At 34.6% G+C, this 15,144-nt stretch carries 15 protein-coding genes and 1 pseudogene; 10 read left to right on the forward strand and 6 right to left on the reverse strand.

Annotated elements, in window-relative coordinates:
* Positions 1-212: 212 nt before the first annotated feature.
* From ACIQ7L_RS26485 to tagU, 4 genes are all read left to right on the forward strand, one after another.
* Entirely contained in the window at positions 213-824 is a 612-nt protein-coding gene (locus ACIQ7L_RS26485) for a sugar transferase (protein WP_400572977.1), read from the forward strand.
* Complete coding sequence (locus tag ACIQ7L_RS26490; protein WP_400572979.1) at positions 821-1,444, forward strand: acetyltransferase; 624 nt, start codon at positions 821-823, stop codon at positions 1,442-1,444. The genes ACIQ7L_RS26485 and ACIQ7L_RS26490 overlap by 4 nt, the downstream gene beginning before the upstream one ends.
* 31 nt (positions 1,445-1,475) lie before the next feature.
* Positions 1,476-2,636 carry a DegT/DnrJ/EryC1/StrS family aminotransferase gene (locus tag ACIQ7L_RS26495; RefSeq protein WP_400572981.1) on the forward strand — a complete coding sequence of 387 codons (1,161 nt, stop codon included), beginning with the start codon at positions 1,476-1,478 and terminating at the stop codon, positions 2,634-2,636.
* A gap of 165 nt (positions 2,637-2,801) precedes the next feature.
* Entirely contained in the window at positions 2,802-3,716 is a 915-nt protein-coding gene (gene tagU, locus ACIQ7L_RS26500; RefSeq protein ID WP_400572983.1) for a polyisoprenyl-teichoic acid--peptidoglycan teichoic acid transferase TagU, read from the forward strand.
* A 215-nt stretch (positions 3,717-3,931) separates the two neighbouring features.
* Here the strand turns inward: tagU and ACIQ7L_RS26505 are convergent, their stop codons facing one another.
* Both ACIQ7L_RS26505 and ACIQ7L_RS26510 read right to left on the reverse strand, forming a co-directional pair.
* Entirely contained in the window at positions 3,932-4,261 is a 330-nt protein-coding gene (locus ACIQ7L_RS26505) for a DUF3147 family protein (protein ID WP_400572984.1), read from the reverse strand.
* On the reverse strand, positions 4,245-4,655 hold the full coding sequence (locus tag ACIQ7L_RS26510; protein WP_400572986.1) for a MarR family winged helix-turn-helix transcriptional regulator: 411 nt from the start codon (positions 4,653-4,655) through the stop codon (positions 4,245-4,247). Before ACIQ7L_RS26510 ends, ACIQ7L_RS26505 begins: the two co-directional genes overlap by 17 nt.
* 156 nt (positions 4,656-4,811) lie before the next feature.
* On the opposite strand from ACIQ7L_RS26510, the gene ACIQ7L_RS26515 reads away from it, so the two are divergent.
* The 3 genes from ACIQ7L_RS26515 (at position 4,812) to ACIQ7L_RS26525 (ending at position 7,617) form a co-directional block, all read left to right on the forward strand.
* On the forward strand, positions 4,812-5,606 hold the full coding sequence (locus tag ACIQ7L_RS26515; RefSeq protein ID WP_400572988.1) for a PP2C family serine/threonine-protein phosphatase: 795 nt from the start codon (positions 4,812-4,814) through the stop codon (positions 5,604-5,606).
* A gap of 341 nt (positions 5,607-5,947) precedes the next feature.
* Positions 5,948-6,514 carry a sigma-70 family RNA polymerase sigma factor gene (locus ACIQ7L_RS26520; RefSeq protein WP_400572990.1) on the forward strand — a complete coding sequence of 189 codons (567 nt, stop codon included), beginning with the start codon at positions 5,948-5,950 and terminating at the stop codon, positions 6,512-6,514.
* On the forward strand, positions 6,511-7,617 hold the full coding sequence (locus ACIQ7L_RS26525) for a DUF4179 domain-containing protein (protein ID WP_400572992.1): 1,107 nt from the start codon (positions 6,511-6,513) through the stop codon (positions 7,615-7,617). The genes ACIQ7L_RS26520 and ACIQ7L_RS26525 overlap by 4 nt, the downstream gene beginning before the upstream one ends.
* Positions 7,618-7,663: 46 nt before the next feature.
* Here the strand turns inward: ACIQ7L_RS26525 and ACIQ7L_RS26530 are convergent, their stop codons facing one another.
* On the reverse strand, positions 7,664-8,737 hold the full coding sequence (locus ACIQ7L_RS26530) for a beta propeller repeat protein (RefSeq protein WP_400572994.1): 1,074 nt from the start codon (positions 8,735-8,737) through the stop codon (positions 7,664-7,666).
* A 470-nt stretch (positions 8,738-9,207) separates the two neighbouring features.
* Here ACIQ7L_RS26530 and fbpA point away from each other — a divergent pair, with 470 nt between their 5' ends.
* The gene (gene fbpA, locus ACIQ7L_RS26535; RefSeq protein ID WP_400572996.1) at positions 9,208-9,378 is read left to right on the forward strand and encodes a Fur-regulated basic protein FbpA; all 171 of its coding nucleotides are present in this window, start codon (positions 9,208-9,210) and stop codon (positions 9,376-9,378) included.
* 61 nt (positions 9,379-9,439) lie between these two features.
* On the opposite strand, the pseudogene ACIQ7L_RS26540 reads toward fbpA, so the two are convergent.
* Together ACIQ7L_RS26540 and ACIQ7L_RS26545 are read right to left on the reverse strand one after the other, a co-directional pair.
* A pseudogene (locus ACIQ7L_RS26540) lies at positions 9,440-9,583 on the reverse strand (GntR family transcriptional regulator); the annotation flags it as partial.
* A gap of 142 nt (positions 9,584-9,725) precedes the next feature.
* Complete coding sequence (locus ACIQ7L_RS26545; RefSeq protein WP_400572998.1) at positions 9,726-10,913, reverse strand: GTP-binding protein; 1,188 nt, start codon at positions 10,911-10,913, stop codon at positions 9,726-9,728.
* Positions 10,914-11,101: 188 nt separating this feature from the next.
* Here ACIQ7L_RS26545 and ACIQ7L_RS26550 point away from each other — a divergent pair, with 188 nt between their 5' ends.
* Together ACIQ7L_RS26550 and ACIQ7L_RS26555 are read left to right on the forward strand one after the other, a co-directional pair.
* A complete protein-coding gene (locus ACIQ7L_RS26550) occupies positions 11,102-12,076 on the forward strand; it encodes a permease (RefSeq protein ID WP_400573000.1) in 975 nt (324 codons plus the stop codon).
* A 15-nt stretch (positions 12,077-12,091) separates the two neighbouring features.
* Positions 12,092-12,982 (forward strand): TIGR03943 family putative permease subunit, encoded by an 891-nt coding sequence (locus tag ACIQ7L_RS26555; protein ID WP_400573002.1) that lies wholly within the window; start codon positions 12,092-12,094, stop codon positions 12,980-12,982.
* A gap of 107 nt (positions 12,983-13,089) precedes the next feature.
* On the opposite strand, the gene ACIQ7L_RS26560 is transcribed toward ACIQ7L_RS26555, so the two are convergent.
* Complete coding sequence (locus ACIQ7L_RS26560; protein WP_400573004.1) at positions 13,090-15,069, reverse strand: IucA/IucC family protein; 1,980 nt, start codon at positions 15,067-15,069, stop codon at positions 13,090-13,092.
* Positions 15,070-15,144: the final 75 nt, after the last annotated feature.

Genomic DNA, 15,144 nt, shown 5'->3' on the forward strand with positions numbered 1-15,144 from the left:
TCTTTTATTTTTCGTCATAGTAGATTCTCCTCAAATATATTAGTTGTAGTCTACTTGACCTTAATTTTTTTGTCTAGTTCAGTGTAGCCTATCCAAAGATTTTTTCATTATGATGTATAAGAAATGAAGTGAAAACTGCAGATAGCAGTTTTTTTATTTTATCTAAGACATATATATGTATGATTATATATCCGTAGGGGGCGTGATGATGAATGAAGCGTTTTTTTGATTTATTAATCTCCTTATGTTTATTGCTAATATTCTCGGGAATATTGTTTATAGTAGCGATTCTAATAAAAATAAAGTTAGGGTCACCGGTAATATTTAAACAGAAACGTCCTGGGTTACAAGGTAAACCTTTTTATATATATAAATTTCGAACAATGACAGATGCAAGAGATCAACATGGCAACCTTTTGTCAGACGATATGAGGTTAACATCATTTGGTAAGTTGCTTCGAAAGTTAAGTTTAGATGAATTACCGCAATTGATTAATGTAATAAAAGGGGATATTAGTTTGGTAGGGCCTCGTCCATTATTGATAGAATACCTTACTTTATATACTCCTGAGCAAGCAAGGCGTCATGAAGTTCGGCCAGGTATTACAGGCTGGGCACAGATAAATGGTCGAAATGCAATCTCTTGGGAAGAAAAGTTTACCTTAGATGTTTGGTATGTTGATAATCAATCTGTTTGGTTAGATTTGAAGATTCTCTTCTTAACAGTAGTTAAGGTATCCAAATCAGAGGGGATTAGTCAGCAAGGGCATGTAACAATGCAAAAATTTGCAGGGGTAAATTCAAATAAAGAAGTGATGAAATGAAAGAAATAGCTTTAATTGGTCAAGGTGGACACGCGAAAGTTATTACAGATATGATTCAAGCAAATATAGGTTATCAAGTGGTTGCTTTGTTTGATGATAAATATAAAAGGTTATGTAAGGAACATGGTATATGGTATGGTCCAATCTCTTCTATTGCTCCTTTATTAGTAGAGGTTAGATTTAAGATTGTGATTGCAATTGGAAATAATGCTTTGAGAAAAAGGATAGTTCAGCAGTTAAACTTGGAAGATAACAGTTATGAAGCAATCATTCATCCAACTGCTGTAGTTAGTAAGTCTGCTTCTGTGGGAATTGGAACGGTTATTATGCCAAATGTTGTTATTAATGCAGATACTAAAATTGGGAATCATGTCATTATTAATACTGCAGCAGTGATAGAGCATGATAATTATATTGGGGATTTTGTACATATTTCTCCAAATGCAACGTTGACAGGATCAGTTAGTGTTAATGAAGGCACACAGGTAGGTGCAGGAGCAATTGTAATTCCAAATCGGAAAATTGGTGAATGGAGTATAATTGGTGCAGGAGCAACCGTTATTCGTGATATACCATCTTTTTGTACGGCAGTAGGATCTCCAGCAAGAGTTATAAAATAAGCTACCTTATTATAAGGGGGATAATAGAATAATGGGCAACAAAAGGATTTTTTTATCGCCACCACACATGAGTGGAAATGAACAAAAATATGTAAATCAAGCATTTGAACAGAACTGGATAGCTCCATTAGGACCAAACGTAGATGCATTTGAAAATCAACTTGCTGAATATGTAGGGGTAAAAGCTGCAGCTGCTGTTAGTTCTGGTACTGCTGCTATACATTTAGCATTACAATTATTAGAGGTTAAAAGAGGAGATATTGTATTTTGTTCGTCTTTAACTTTTATAGCGAGTGTGAACCCTGTCTTGTATCAAGGTGCAAAACCAATTTTCATAGATTCAGAGCCAGATACATGGAATATGTCTCCAGTTGCTCTTGAAAAAGCATTTGAAGATGCACAAACGTCTGGAAAACTTCCAAAAGCAGTGATTGTTGTGCATCTGTTTGGTCAAAGTGCAAAGATGGATGAAATTGTAGAGATTTGTGATAAGTATGGTGTATCTGTTATTGAAGATGCAGCAGAATCGTTAGGGACCATGTATAAAGGAAAGCAAACAGGCTCATTTGGCAAGTTTGGTATTTTTTCTTTTAATGGTAATAAGATTATTACGACTTCTAGCGGTGGGATGCTGGTATCAAATGATGATGAAGCAATTCAAAAAGCACGATTTCTTTCTACACAGGCCCGTGATCCAGCACTTCATTATGAACACAGTCATGTTGGTTATAACTATCGGATGAGTAATATTCTTGCTGGCGTGGGCCGGGCGCAATTGGAAGTGTTAGATGAGCGTGTGCAAGCTCGTCGTAATATTTTTGATCGATATAAAATGGCTTTAGGAGATATTTTAGGTATTACATGTATGCCAGAGTTCCAAGATGCAGTTCCAAATTGCTGGTTATCGGTATTACTTATTGATGAGAAGATAACAGGTGTTACATATTTAGATATTATTAAGGCTCTAGCGCTAGAAAATATTGAAGCACGTCCAATTTGGAAACCGCTTCATAAACAACCTGTATTCGAAGGATCAAAGTATTATACTCATAGTGAAATAGGAAGTGTTTCGGATAACCTGTTTGGTCAGGGAGTATGTTTGCCTTCTGGATCAAGTATGACAGTAGAAGAGCAAGATAGAGTCATTGAAACGATTCGAAATGTATTACAAGTATCTGCTGTAGCACGATAAATTTTAAAATTATTTGTACCATCTGCGGAGAAAATCTATCGGTAATTAGGATGGAAACCGTTACTTCCTATTAAGGACACTCGTTATTCTTCTTAGCGTTGGTATAACGAGCTTCCGAATGGATATACAAAGAGCTAGTGTACAAGTAGAAAGAAGGTTACAGAGATGAAAAAGAAAATTCTATTTTGGATCTTAGGAGTTGTAGGTGTAATTGTAATCGGTGTTGGAGTTTATGCTTATACTGTATATTCTTCAGTTTCCAAAACATTAAATGAAGTTCATAAACCGTTAGAGCGCGATAAAAATGTTAATCGTGTAGAAACGAAGAAAATTGATAAATCTGAACCAATGTCTATTTTATTATTAGGGGTGGACGAAAGTGGCGATGATAGAGGGCGTTCGGATTCTTTAATGGTAATTACATTAAACCCTGAGACAAAATCGATGAAAACGCTAAGTATTCCACGTGATACGTATACAGAAATCGTTGGAAAAGGAAAGAAAGATAAGATTAATCATGCTTATGCATTTGGTGGAGTGGACATGTCTATTGCGACGGTAGAAAATTTCTTAAATATGCCCATTAACTATTATATTGAAGTGAATATGGAAGGGTTTAAAGATATTGTCGATGCAGTGGGTGGTGTAGATGTTAATAATGATTTAGAGTTTAGTCTAGATGACAGTCACTTTACAAAAGGAAACATTCATTTAACAGGAAATGAAGCTTTAGCATATACACGTATGCGTAAGGAAGACCCTCATGGCGACTTCGGTCGTCAAATGCGCCAACGTCAAGTGATGCAAGCTATTATTATGAAAGGAGCAAACTTCTCTTCTCTTGCAAGTTACGGTGACGTATTAAAAGCAATTCAAAAGAATGTAAAGACAAATTTAACACAAGATCAAATGTTTGATATGCAAAAGAACTATAAAGATTGTTTGCAAAATAAAGAAGATATTCAAATTCCTGGAGATGGTCATTTGCAAGATGAAATTTGGTATTATTTCGTATCTGAACAAGATCGTCAAAATGTATCTGAAAAATTAAAGGAACATCTTGAATTAGCTAAGAAGTAATATTTCAAACTCAACTGATCACACAGTAGTTTGGTTTCCAAAATGCAAAAGGTCATGAAATCTGGATAAAGTATGTGACAAATTATTATGTTACTAAATAATAGAAGTAAGAAAAGTCATTTTAGGTTATATAACCTAAATGGCTTTTCTTCTTATCTTGTACGAATGGGGAGTGAGCCCCCCCGCCTCAATCTTATAGACTCTATAATCCCCCTCTATGCTTGATAGATTCTTTGACAAGCTAATAAAATACACCAAATACCTATACCGAATAATACAGATGTACTTAATGAAAAAGAATTTTTCAACCCAATATAGACAATAAATAATAGTAATGCTGATGCAGGAAAACCATATAATACTCCTATAGCAAATTGACTTAATTCTTCTTTACTTCCGCCCTCAACAGAAATCCAAAATAAGCTAAGTAAACTGATAAGTGGAAGAGCAGCAATAAAGCCGCCAATGGTACTATAATGTTTAGCAAACTCAGTTACACCACCAATGATAAGGGCCGAGACGATAATTTTAACGAGGAAATGCATATTTTGCCTCCTTTGCTAATAATGAAAAAGCTTGTTCGAGTAATTGCTGTTCTTCTTTTGAAAATTGAGATTCTAAAACTTTTAGTTTTTCTTCATCTAATAATGTATGCTTTGTTAAAGCTTGATTCCCCTCTGTAGTCAATGTTAGATTAACGACTCGTTCATCTTGTTTATTTCGCTCCTTCATAACGAATCCTTTTTGAATAAGACGTTTGACATGCTCTGATGCCGTATTATGAGATAAGCCTAATTCAAAAGCAACCTTGCCAATTGTAGTTTCCTGTTCTCGGAAAATGATTTGTAGAATCCGAATGGCTTGGTGAGAAAGATTATCTTCATATTCATACCTTAAATGATAGTAAATGGTTTCCCAACTTTGATTGATGGTTTTCATAATGATATGCCTCCGTTTTTTATATCGTATAGTAAGATATATTCGTTTTATAAGATGTAAAATCCTTTTATTTGTATAAAAATTATTGAAAAAGTTTATTTTTCTTGAAATATACGGTACTCTTAGTGTAAGGGCATACACATAGCAAGAGAGAGGATGATAGAAGTGAATACATTTAAATGGATTAGTCATGAAAAGATGTATTTAGACCAAATACATGTTGAAAAATGTGGTCCTCTTTCAGTTGGCGTATATGGAGGGAATCAAGAGAGTGATGCGTATGAAAGAGGAGATGCAGTACTAGCTTGGTGGGACCCACAATTAGAATTCGAATTTGTTATGATCTTTGATGCTCATCATAAAACGAAAAATATACATTATATAATAGAAGCAATTTCTGAAAGAAAAGAGAAGTTACAAGAATTATTCTCATATCCCATTCATCTAGCATTTCATCATACACATATGTATTTATTAGCATTGTTTACAGATGAGTTATTTCTTGAGAAATGTGAACAAGAGAATGGAGAACTTGCGTGTTTAATTTGTTTACGAAAAGGTGAGTTCTTATATTGGTTATCAGTTGGTGATTGTTTTGCTTATTTATTTCATCCTGAACGAGGAAAGAATGGAAAAGGAAGACTAAATCAGCGGAAATACTATGAATGTATAGGAAGAAGAAATGTTTTTGCGGTGAATACACCTTGCTTTACTTCGGGGGTTCGAGGATTAGAAAGAGGTATGAATCACATTGTTATGGCAACAGATGGAATTTTAGAGTGTGATAAGCAAACGTTTGAGGATGATCAATCTTTATTTGATGCACTACATGATGGCGAATTTCTACAAATTGAGCCCGTCTTAGCGAATGTCCTTGAATGGAAAGGAAGGGACTGTGCTACGATTATTGGATGGTCCATTGATACAGAAAATAGAAAACGTGCAAATTAAGAAATGTAAAAGGGAGTTCAGGACATATACGTCTTGAACTCTCTTTATTTTTAAGCAACATGAATATGGTAAACTTTTAACCACTCATTCACTTGTAGCATATATTCCATTGCACTTTCAGCTTGGAAATCATCAATTTCCGGTTTTGTTAGCGATTCATTGTCTTTTTACTGTATCTTGTTAGATAGACAGAATATGTGAAGTTGTATGCTCTGGAGTATGTTAGATGAGAATTTCACTTTATGAAATGAAAAAAATAATGGTAATTATAAGAGAAAAAATTTTCCTGTACGTTATATAAGGTGTAAAAGCTTTTACAAAAAAATAAGGGGAATCGCTACATGAAATCAAATGATAAAAATTTTATAAAAAGGTTGCAGCGGCAAAAAGAAGATGCGCTAGAATTCGTTGTCGATACATATTTGCCATTAGTAAAAGGGATAACGCATAAAGTTCTTGTTCCCATTCAAAACGATGGGCTTATAGAAGAATGCATCAATGATATTTTTCTTTCTGTTTGGAATAACGCAAATAAGTTTTACGGGGATTCAAACGATTTTAAGAAATGGATTGCGGCGATTGCTAAGTTTAAAGCAATTGATTATTACCGAAAAGCCAACAAGAAAGTGGAAGTCATTTCAGATGAATTTAATTTAAGTACAGAAAAATCGATAGAAGATGAATTGATTGTTATGGAAAATAGGGAGGAACTAATACAGCTCATTAACCAATTAGAGCCTGTAGACCAAAAGGTGTTCATTATGAAATTTCTTCTCGGTTTAAGGACAGAGGAGATAGGAGAGAAATTAGGTTTAACTCGGGCAGCAATAGATAATCGGATTTATCGTGGGAAAAAGAAACTACAACAAAATGCTACGAATATTAGTTTTGGAGGTAGTGTAATATGAAAGACGTTTATGAGTTATTAAATGATATCGAAATAGATGAAAAAGAATTTGAGGAAATAGAAGCTTCTGAATTTGAAAAGGAAAAAGTGAAACGGAATCTAAAACAAGCTATGCGTAAAAAGAAAAAAATGAAGAACTGGAAAAAGGGTGTCGCTGCCGCATCCGTTTTAGTAGGGTTGTCAGTTGTAACACTTGGAATTGGGTTTCCTACTTACGCTGGCAGTCTTCCGATAGTAGGGGATATTTTTCGGTTTTTAGATAATGGTAGGACGGGACTTTATGAAAATTATAAAGAATTTTCTACTGAGTTAAATATGACGAGGGAAAGTAATGGAGTAAAAATAACGATTAATGATGCTGTTTTTGATGGAAGAACGGTATCAATAACGTATTCTATAGAAAGTGAGAAAGATTTAGGTGAGAAGCCAAGTATATTTGGTCACTTAGATATAATGGATTCGGATGGAATGGGAGGTAGCTCTCAGACTACTAAAGTGGGGGATAAAAAGTATGTAGGTATGATAACAGCAACTGATCATGGTAGTAAAAGAAAAGATGTTGCAAATATTAGATGGAATATAGAACAAACAGATATGTTGGAGGAAAAGAAAGCAATAAAAGGGAACTGGAATTTTGCGCTTACTTTAAAGGCAATGGACAGTAAAGAGATAAAGCTTCATGGAAGTTCGGAAAAAGAAGGAGTAAAAGTAAGTATGGAAAAAATGGAAGTGACCCCGATGTCATTCATCATTTTTTACAATCAAGAAGATTCTAAGGAGTTACTAAGTCAATGGGATGATGCGGATGTTGAATTAGAAATTAAAGATGATTTAGGAAATCAATATGCAGGTGAAGGAAATGGAGGGAAAAGTACAGCGGCAGAACCATATAAAAGTCATTGGAGTGCTACATTCCGAAAACTCAATGAAAATGCAACAAAATTGATTGTTACTCCCCGTGTTAACTTAAGAGTTCATACACCTGAAAATCATGGCGGAGTAGAAATGAGCGGCGGAAAAGAGAATAAAATTGAAGTACCTAAAAAAGAAGCGAAAAGTAAAAATATTGTGTTAGATGATATTGTAATTGATTTAAAGAAATAAAAGAGGAAAGGACTGCCTTAATAGTTTGGCAGTCCTTTTCCTTGTATTAAGAAGTAGTAATTAATAAAGCGTGAGGATGCTGCGTTTTATATTCTTCTTTCCATGGAATATTTAATTGCTCCCACGTTTGTCCAGCATCTAAAGATTGAAAGACACCATTATTATTTAACGTGTAAAACGTATGAGGCTCGGCTGGATTTGTTGCAAGCATGGAAATAACTGTACTGATTGCAGATGGTAGTCCTTGATGTACTTGTTGGAAAGGTGTATTTTTCGTTTTTCGATAAATATAAGATTCATAAGGAATACGGTGGTGAGCTAAATCAGCACTTGGCGCAGCAGAAACGAGGATCGTATCGCAATCAGCAGGATCGATAGCCATACTGTATAAATAGTGATGTTCTAATCCTTCACTGCATGAAGTCCAGCTACTTCCTCCATTATAACTTTCGAGATAGGCACGATCAGGACCACTCATAAACCCATCACCGCATGATGTATAAAGACGATTAGGAGCATCGGGGTGCATAAGCAATTGATGGGCATCGATAGGAGCACCGAATTTTTTATCGGTCCAGGTTTGTCCATTATCGTTACTTTGAATAACGGCCCCGGCTTCAATTGATACATGTAGCGTATCTTGTTTATTTGGATCAACTGTAATCCATCGTACATGATGTGTGAAAGGACGAGGGGGAAATGCCCACGTATATGAAGAAAGTAATGATTTCATATTTTTACATTCATTCCACGTTTCACCACCATTTTCTGAGTAAAATAAGGCACTAGGTTCTGTGCCAACATAAACGACGCCATAGCCATTAACTTTCTTATTGGAGCTTACAGTTATCGCAGTAATAGAAGAATGTAAAATACCATCTTCTTTAGGGAAATCAAAGTAACGGTAAGAATCGCCAATCGGTCTCCAAGAATCCCCACTATCGTCACTTAACCATAACCCCCGGCCAAACGTACCGCAATATATACGGTTGGATTGAAATGGGTCTACTGCAATACAAGTAGGCTGCATATTTTGTAAATGATATTGAATTTGATACTCTTCGTTTTTTTCTTCCAAGACAACAAGTTCTCGTTCCATACAGAGAAATAGCCGTTTCAAAACTATAACCTCCTTGAATTTTTGTTTACTATTAAACAATATGAAAGAGAAAAAGAAGTAGTCTATTTTTTTGTTGAGAAAAAAGGACTTGTATGAAAAGTAACGAAGATTGTATAAGTGGAGAGGTGACTCGTGGCGTAACACAAAATAAAGTATACATTATTAAATATTACGATTGTAAAAGAAGTACATGATTTACATATAAAGTATGGATTTGTCACCTTATTATCAAAAAAGATGAGGAGAATTTAATCATATTCAGACAATTTGCGAAGTATGAAAGAAAAAAGATGATAAAAAGTGTCATAACATTCTTTGCGTAACATACATATATATAATGTGGCCACAAACAGTTTGTAAGGTAAATATTTCATGAAATTACTTTACTTATAAAACATCATCTTTTACAATCAAAGTGGTAATTAATAAAGGTTATCATTTTCAATTGTTGTAGAAAGGAGTTTTTTTAGATGGGTAGTCAACTCCGTTTTGCTGTTGAAAATCGTAAGAGGTATTTAATTGATCAGTTAATTGGGGCAGGTGTGTTTAAAGTTCTCGGCCGACAATTATACGAGCTTTCCTTAGAAGAGTTAGAAAAAGAGTTTAGGGACATTGAGAAATATGCCGAGATTCGTGCATAATCATAGAGAAGTGTGAAGGGAGAGCCGTTTATGTTTTCTACAACATAAACGGCTCTTTCTCTTATTGCATAGAAATTATTTTTTGTATTTCTTTCATTGGTCGCAACCAGTTTTGAGACATTATTTGCTCTATTTGTGCTGCATCCTTGTTCCTTAATGCTTCGATGATTAAATTGTGCTCTTCAATAGATTTACGTGCAGGAATCGGTTACGGGATTCTTGTTGTGATAAGTACAATTATACTTGTTATATGGGGTAATGTAATCAATAAGCCTAATAAATCTAAAACATAAATAAAAACAAGGTGGTCACCCTTTGAGGAAACCATCTTGTTTTTTTACGTTGTATTATGATACAACGGTAAACGGAGGAATTGGATCAACAAAATTATCCCATTCCTGTTCCATTTCTTCATCAGTTAGTAGACATGTATCTAAAGATTGTTCAATTGTAGACTGGTTCATTTCAATTCCAATAAAGACAAGTTCTGTAATACGATCCCCGTATTGTTTATCCCAATTTTTTAAGATGTCTGGTTCTTCTATAAGTATTTGCTGTTGCTCAGCTTCAGGTAATGCGGCAATCCATTCACCAGCACCTTGAATGGTAATCGAAGAACCAGCTTGAGAAAGAAGCCCCATCATATGGTTACGAGATGCAAGCCAGAAAAAGCCTTTCGCTCTTACTACATCTAATGGCCATTTTTGTAACCATTTCATAAGGCGTACAGGATGAAATGGACGTTTGCGGCGATAAACAAAGGAACCGATGCCGTATTCTTCTGTTTCGGGCGTATGGTGTTCGGTATTTAACTCCTGAATCCAACCAGCTGATTGACTTGCTTCATCATAGTTAAATAAATTTGTATTTAAAATTTCATTTAGTGGAACTACACTAAATGAAGATTCAATGATTTTTGCCCCAGGATTCAATTTTTGTAAGAGGCGATGAAATTCCATGACATCTTCTTTCTCCAGTAAATCCGCTTTGTTCAAAAGAATCACATTTGCAAATTCAATCTGATCAATTAATAGATCGATAACTTCTCTTGTATCGGTTTCATCAATTGCTTGTTTTCGATTTAGTAAACTTTCGCCAGCGGCAAAATCATCCCAAAATCGATTTGCATCAACTACAGTAACCATTGTATCAAGGCGACATTTACTTGTTAAGTCAATGCTAAGTTCTTCGTCCATATACGTAAATGTTTGTGCGACTGGAATGGGTTCACTAATACCGGAAGATTCGATAACGATGTAGTCGATATCTCCTGCTTCTACAAGACGGTTTACTTCAATGATTAAATCTTCTCGAAGTGTACAACAAATGCAACCGTTTTGAATTTCTACTAATTTTTCTTCAGTGCGGGAAAAACCTCCTTGTTTTACAAGAGCAGCGTCAATGTTTATTTCGCTCATGTCATTTACAATGACTGCTACTTTTAATCCCTCTTTATTTGTCAAAATATGATTTAATAAAGTAGTTTTTCCGGATCCTAAAAAACCACTTAATACAGTAATGGGTACTCTTTTCATTGTATATTCCTCCTATTAAATCGTAATCATTACGTTTTATAATAAACGACAAGGAGATAAAATGCAACAATAAATCATAATGATTACGATTTGAGAATAGGAATAGATCATAGAAAAATATTTGGATTATGTCATAGAAAAAGAGGACAAGCATACGTTTAAATATGAATAAAACGGAGGCGAGGAAGTTGGTTTTTAATAGAATATCAAAAGAGTTAATTGGTACACTCCTCATTGCTATTTTTCTTTTTTTATTATTTTTTGTGGACTTTACAAGCCTAGCAAACTTACACAAAAGTATTCCGAAAGAATGGCTGAATGTGAATGCAGTCTTTTTAAGCATTTTCTTTGAAGCAGTACCATTTATTTTATTAGGAGTTATCGTCTCTTCTATTATCCAAGTATTTGTTACAGAAGATATGATTCAAAAGGTATTGCCGAAATCTCCTATCGTAGCGATGATTCCTGCAGCATTTGTAGGTATTGTATTTCCAATGTGTGAATGTGTCATTATACCTATTGTTAGAAGGCTCATTCAAAAGGGACTACCTCTTCATGTTGGAATGGTTATTTTAGTAAGTGCTCCAATTATGAATCCGATTGTTTTTTTATCGACATTTTATGCATTTCAAACAAATGCAACTGTCGTATACGCTCGTTTTGGTATAACAGTTCTAGTTTCACTAATAATTGGACTCGTTGTGTATTATTGCTATCGAGGGAAAAACGTTTTAAAAGATGCAGCGGTCTCGGTCCATGAAAAGCAAAAAAAGAGTTGGAAAGATGTTGCAAGTCACACAGTTGATGAATTTTTTGATACAGGAAAATATTTATTAATCGGTGCTTGTTTAGCAAGTGTGTTTCAAACATTTTTAGACCGGAATGCACTTGATGTAGTAGCACATAATGAGCTGATTTCACCAGTCGTGATGATGGGTTTTGGGTATGTCTTATCGCTTTGTTCAGCTGCGGATGCTTTTATTGCCGCATCTTTCGGTCATATATTTTCGACTAAAGCTCTTCTTTCATTTCTTGTATTCGGTCCAATGCTTGATTTTAAAAATACGTTTATGTTATTTGCCTATTTTCAAAAGAAGTTTGTATTCTTTTTTATTGGGATTGTGATTGTGTCTGTGTACATGGTTGTTCAGCTCACAATGTGATAAGGAGGGGAAACGATGAGTAGTCAAAAGCAAAAGGCCTTTCATCGTTATATTCGTGGGATTATTTTGCTTGGCTTGGCGATGTTGTTATTTAAACTTCTTGTGACAGGGAACATTGAACACTTCATTGCACCAAAAATGACGAGGTTTACATATGTAGCGTTTGCTGTATTTCTATTTCTAGGCTGCTTACAAGTATGCAGAAATGGGGAAGTGGAACAAAAGGATTGTAATTGTTGCGCGCATCATTCCGCACCGGAATCAAGAATGAAGGTTGTACTTTTATATGCTCTATTCGTTATTCCAATTGTGAGCGCTTTTTTATTTTCTAACGTAACAATTGATGGTAGCTTAGCATCGAAGAGAGGAATGAATCAAAGTGCACAGGCAAAAAGTGTAGAAAAGCAAGTAATAAAGGAAAAACAAGTAAGTTCTGATTGGCGAGAGCTATTAGTTGATCAAGAAGAAGAGCCGATTCAAAATCTTCCTACATCAGAACAATCGTCGGAACAGTTAGAGAAAACGATAATGAATCAAAAGAAGATACAAATAGAGGACAAAAATTATATTCAAACAATGAATATAATTGGTCAAGATGTTCTTGGATTTAAGGGAAAGGAAATTACATTTACAGGGTTTGTTTATAACGATAAAGAGGTGAAAGGGGATAAAACAGTAGTTGCCAGGTATGGTATTACATGTTGTATTGCAGATGCTTCTGTGTGGGGGATGATTGTAACTGGGAAAGAAATGAAAAAATTTCCGGAAGAGACGTGGGTACAAGTAACTGGATTATTAGATGAAACAACATATAAAGGAACGCTATTTCCACTTGTGAAAGTAAGTAAAGTCGAAAAAATCGAAAAGCCAAAAGATCCGTATGTGTATGATGCTCTGCCGCAGTAATGGATTAGAATAATGTAGATCGAGATACGTGTATACAGAACATGTATAAAGAAAAAATGAACGTAAAACATCCTTCTTCACTCTAATGAGAAAAGAAGGATGTTTTATTATTTGTACAATGGATTATCAACTTTTACATAAAAGTAGGAATGTGCTTCACCCATCATCCGCATGAGCGTTAAAGCTTTATAGTCTATCTTTTCTGCAAAGAAAACATCATAATCCGCGGCTGCATTTTGTATATAGCGCATGTCTTGGCGTAAATCCATAAAAATATTTTGTGTAACTCGTTTTACAATATTCCAAAGCAGTTGTTCATCAATTTTATAGAAACGGCTGACATGAATAAATAATTCTCCAAAGTGATTTTGCATTACTGAGTAAAATACTTTATTTCGTACACTCTTTTCATCATCAACTAAAATTCGAGATTTGTGATGGAAGTTTGTAATGTCAATTCCTGCTTGCCGTAAGCGACCACGATGAACTCGGATGCCTTCCCAATCACGTATAAGAAGTCGATCTGGTGTACCATCTTTTTTAAAGACAGGCACTATATTTTGTAGATGGCCTTCCAGACCAATTCCGTATTTCACCATAAGTGGAATAAATCCAGTTAAAGCGTTAGTTACATATTTTTCAATAAAGGTAATGATTGCATCATGCAATGGTAGAAAATGCTTCGCTTTATACAGTTCGATAAGTTCAACGATAAGAGGTTGATTTGCTCCGTGTACTGATGCAACGAGAGCAGAACCTACAATTGCCCATTCGTCTTTATGAATATAGGAGTGAACATTATCACGAATGACACATGCGAGATTTTCACTTCTCATTGTTTGCCAATCTATATTAGAGTCATTTATATCAAGGAAATGTGCACCAGCACGTTCCATAATCGGAATGAATTTTGCTTCATCGATACTTGTATCTTCTTTTGCAATTTTTTGTAATATGTTACTCATCAGAGGACCGTTATGGATGGTCTGTTCTGATAATGTCCGCACTTCCCCCGTTAAATGAACATTTGTTGTTAATTTATAATGGGGCCTTCTTGTTTCATAATTCGCCGGGAAGATGGTACGAAATGACATGCCAGCTACATATGGTGCGTCATAATCAAAAATAATAATTTTCTCCTGTTGAATTTCCGTTTTATATAATTCTTGCAATGTATGAATCATTTGCCAAGGATGGATAGGTAATAAAAAATAATCATTTATTTTATCGCCCAATCGTATCTTTGCCTCGATTTTTAATATAGGTTCAAAAGAAAAAATGATAGGATTCCAATCTTGTGAGTTCATAAATGCGGTACTTACATTTTGTTTATGAACGGCTACAAACCGGAGTGGAATCGTATTTTTAAATTCTGCTGAATAAGCGATTGTTTCTTCAGGATTTAAACCTTTTCTCATTTTTGCTCCCGGATGGCAAGGGTGTCCTTCGATAACAAGTTGTTCAAAAAAAGTATAATGATCATTTGTTTGGGCCGCTGCAGTTAATGTTGAAACTGCATTAGATTGTTCATGAAATGTATAGGCCAAGGATAAATTAGCAGCGCTATTAGCCAAATCTTCTTCAAACATATGAAAATAGGAAGAAGGTCCCTCCCAATCTTCTTGGAAAATTAAAGCTAATACTTCGTTTGGATGCGTAATTTCTTTTTGTGTAGATGGTGATATATGTATATATGGACCATGTACAATTGGACGATCAAAAGCATATATTTGTTGAATTGGTACAAGTAAGTAACAGTTTTGTTTCTTAAAATATAAAGCTTGTATCAGAGAAGATTTTTCAAATAACTTCTGATGTGTATGTACATAGTCTAGTAAATAATCTGGACAATCGTCTGTTGAAATAGAAATAAATGTTTCATATGATTTTTGAAACGTTACCGCGGTATTCATTAACCTACTTATATTTTCTCGAATGACAGAAGAGAGAAGGCGTTCTAATATACCCTCCCGACCTTTAGATAGATTTTGTTTATATGTTTCATGTAACGGTGGATGAGTTTGCTGTAAAAAAGAAAATAGTGTTTGTTCTTCTGTCTCAAATGAATGAATGCTCTTTAACTGCATAGGAACCACCTTTCTTAATTTTTAATCTTTACAAAAAAGAAAGAATATTTTATATTGGTTTTGTGATGAAATTGA

It is taken from the genome of Bacillus sp. NPDC094106 (genome assembly GCF_044764345.1).
Lineage (GTDB): Bacteria > Bacillota > Bacilli > Bacillales > Bacillaceae_G > Bacillus_A.

Bases quoted from the DNA above. Each gene is read 5' to 3' on its own strand.
- ACIQ7L_RS26505 (WP_400572984.1), bottom strand. From the start codon at position 4,261: ATGCATTTCCTCGTTAAAATTATCGTCTCGGCCCTTATCATTGGTGGT.
- ACIQ7L_RS26515 (WP_400572988.1), top strand. From the start codon at position 4,812: ATGATAGAAGTGAATACATTTAAATGGATTAGTCATGAAAAGATGTAT.
- ACIQ7L_RS26510 (WP_400572986.1), bottom strand. From the start codon at position 4,655: ATGAAAACCATCAATCAAAGTTGGGAAACCATTTACTATCATTTAAGG.
- ACIQ7L_RS26545 (WP_400572998.1), bottom strand. From the start codon at position 10,913: ATGAAAAGAGTACCCATTACTGTATTAAGTGGTTTTTTAGGATCCGGA.
- ACIQ7L_RS26520 (WP_400572990.1), top strand. From the start codon at position 5,948: ATGAAATCAAATGATAAAAATTTTATAAAAAGGTTGCAGCGGCAAAAA.
- ACIQ7L_RS26560 (WP_400573004.1), bottom strand. From the start codon at position 15,069: ATGCAGTTAAAGAGCATTCATTCATTTGAGACAGAAGAACAAACACTA.
- ACIQ7L_RS26490 (WP_400572979.1), top strand. From the start codon at position 821: ATGAAAGAAATAGCTTTAATTGGTCAAGGTGGACACGCGAAAGTTATT.
- ACIQ7L_RS26495 (WP_400572981.1), top strand. From the start codon at position 1,476: ATGGGCAACAAAAGGATTTTTTTATCGCCACCACACATGAGTGGAAAT.
- ACIQ7L_RS26525 (WP_400572992.1), top strand. From the start codon at position 6,511: ATGAAAGACGTTTATGAGTTATTAAATGATATCGAAATAGATGAAAAA.
- ACIQ7L_RS26485 (WP_400572977.1), top strand. From the start codon at position 213: ATGAAGCGTTTTTTTGATTTATTAATCTCCTTATGTTTATTGCTAATA.
- ACIQ7L_RS26555 (WP_400573002.1), top strand. From the start codon at position 12,092: ATGAGTAGTCAAAAGCAAAAGGCCTTTCATCGTTATATTCGTGGGATT.
- tagU (WP_400572983.1), top strand. From the start codon at position 2,802: ATGAAAAAGAAAATTCTATTTTGGATCTTAGGAGTTGTAGGTGTAATT.
- fbpA (WP_400572996.1), top strand. From the start codon at position 9,208: ATGGGTAGTCAACTCCGTTTTGCTGTTGAAAATCGTAAGAGGTATTTA.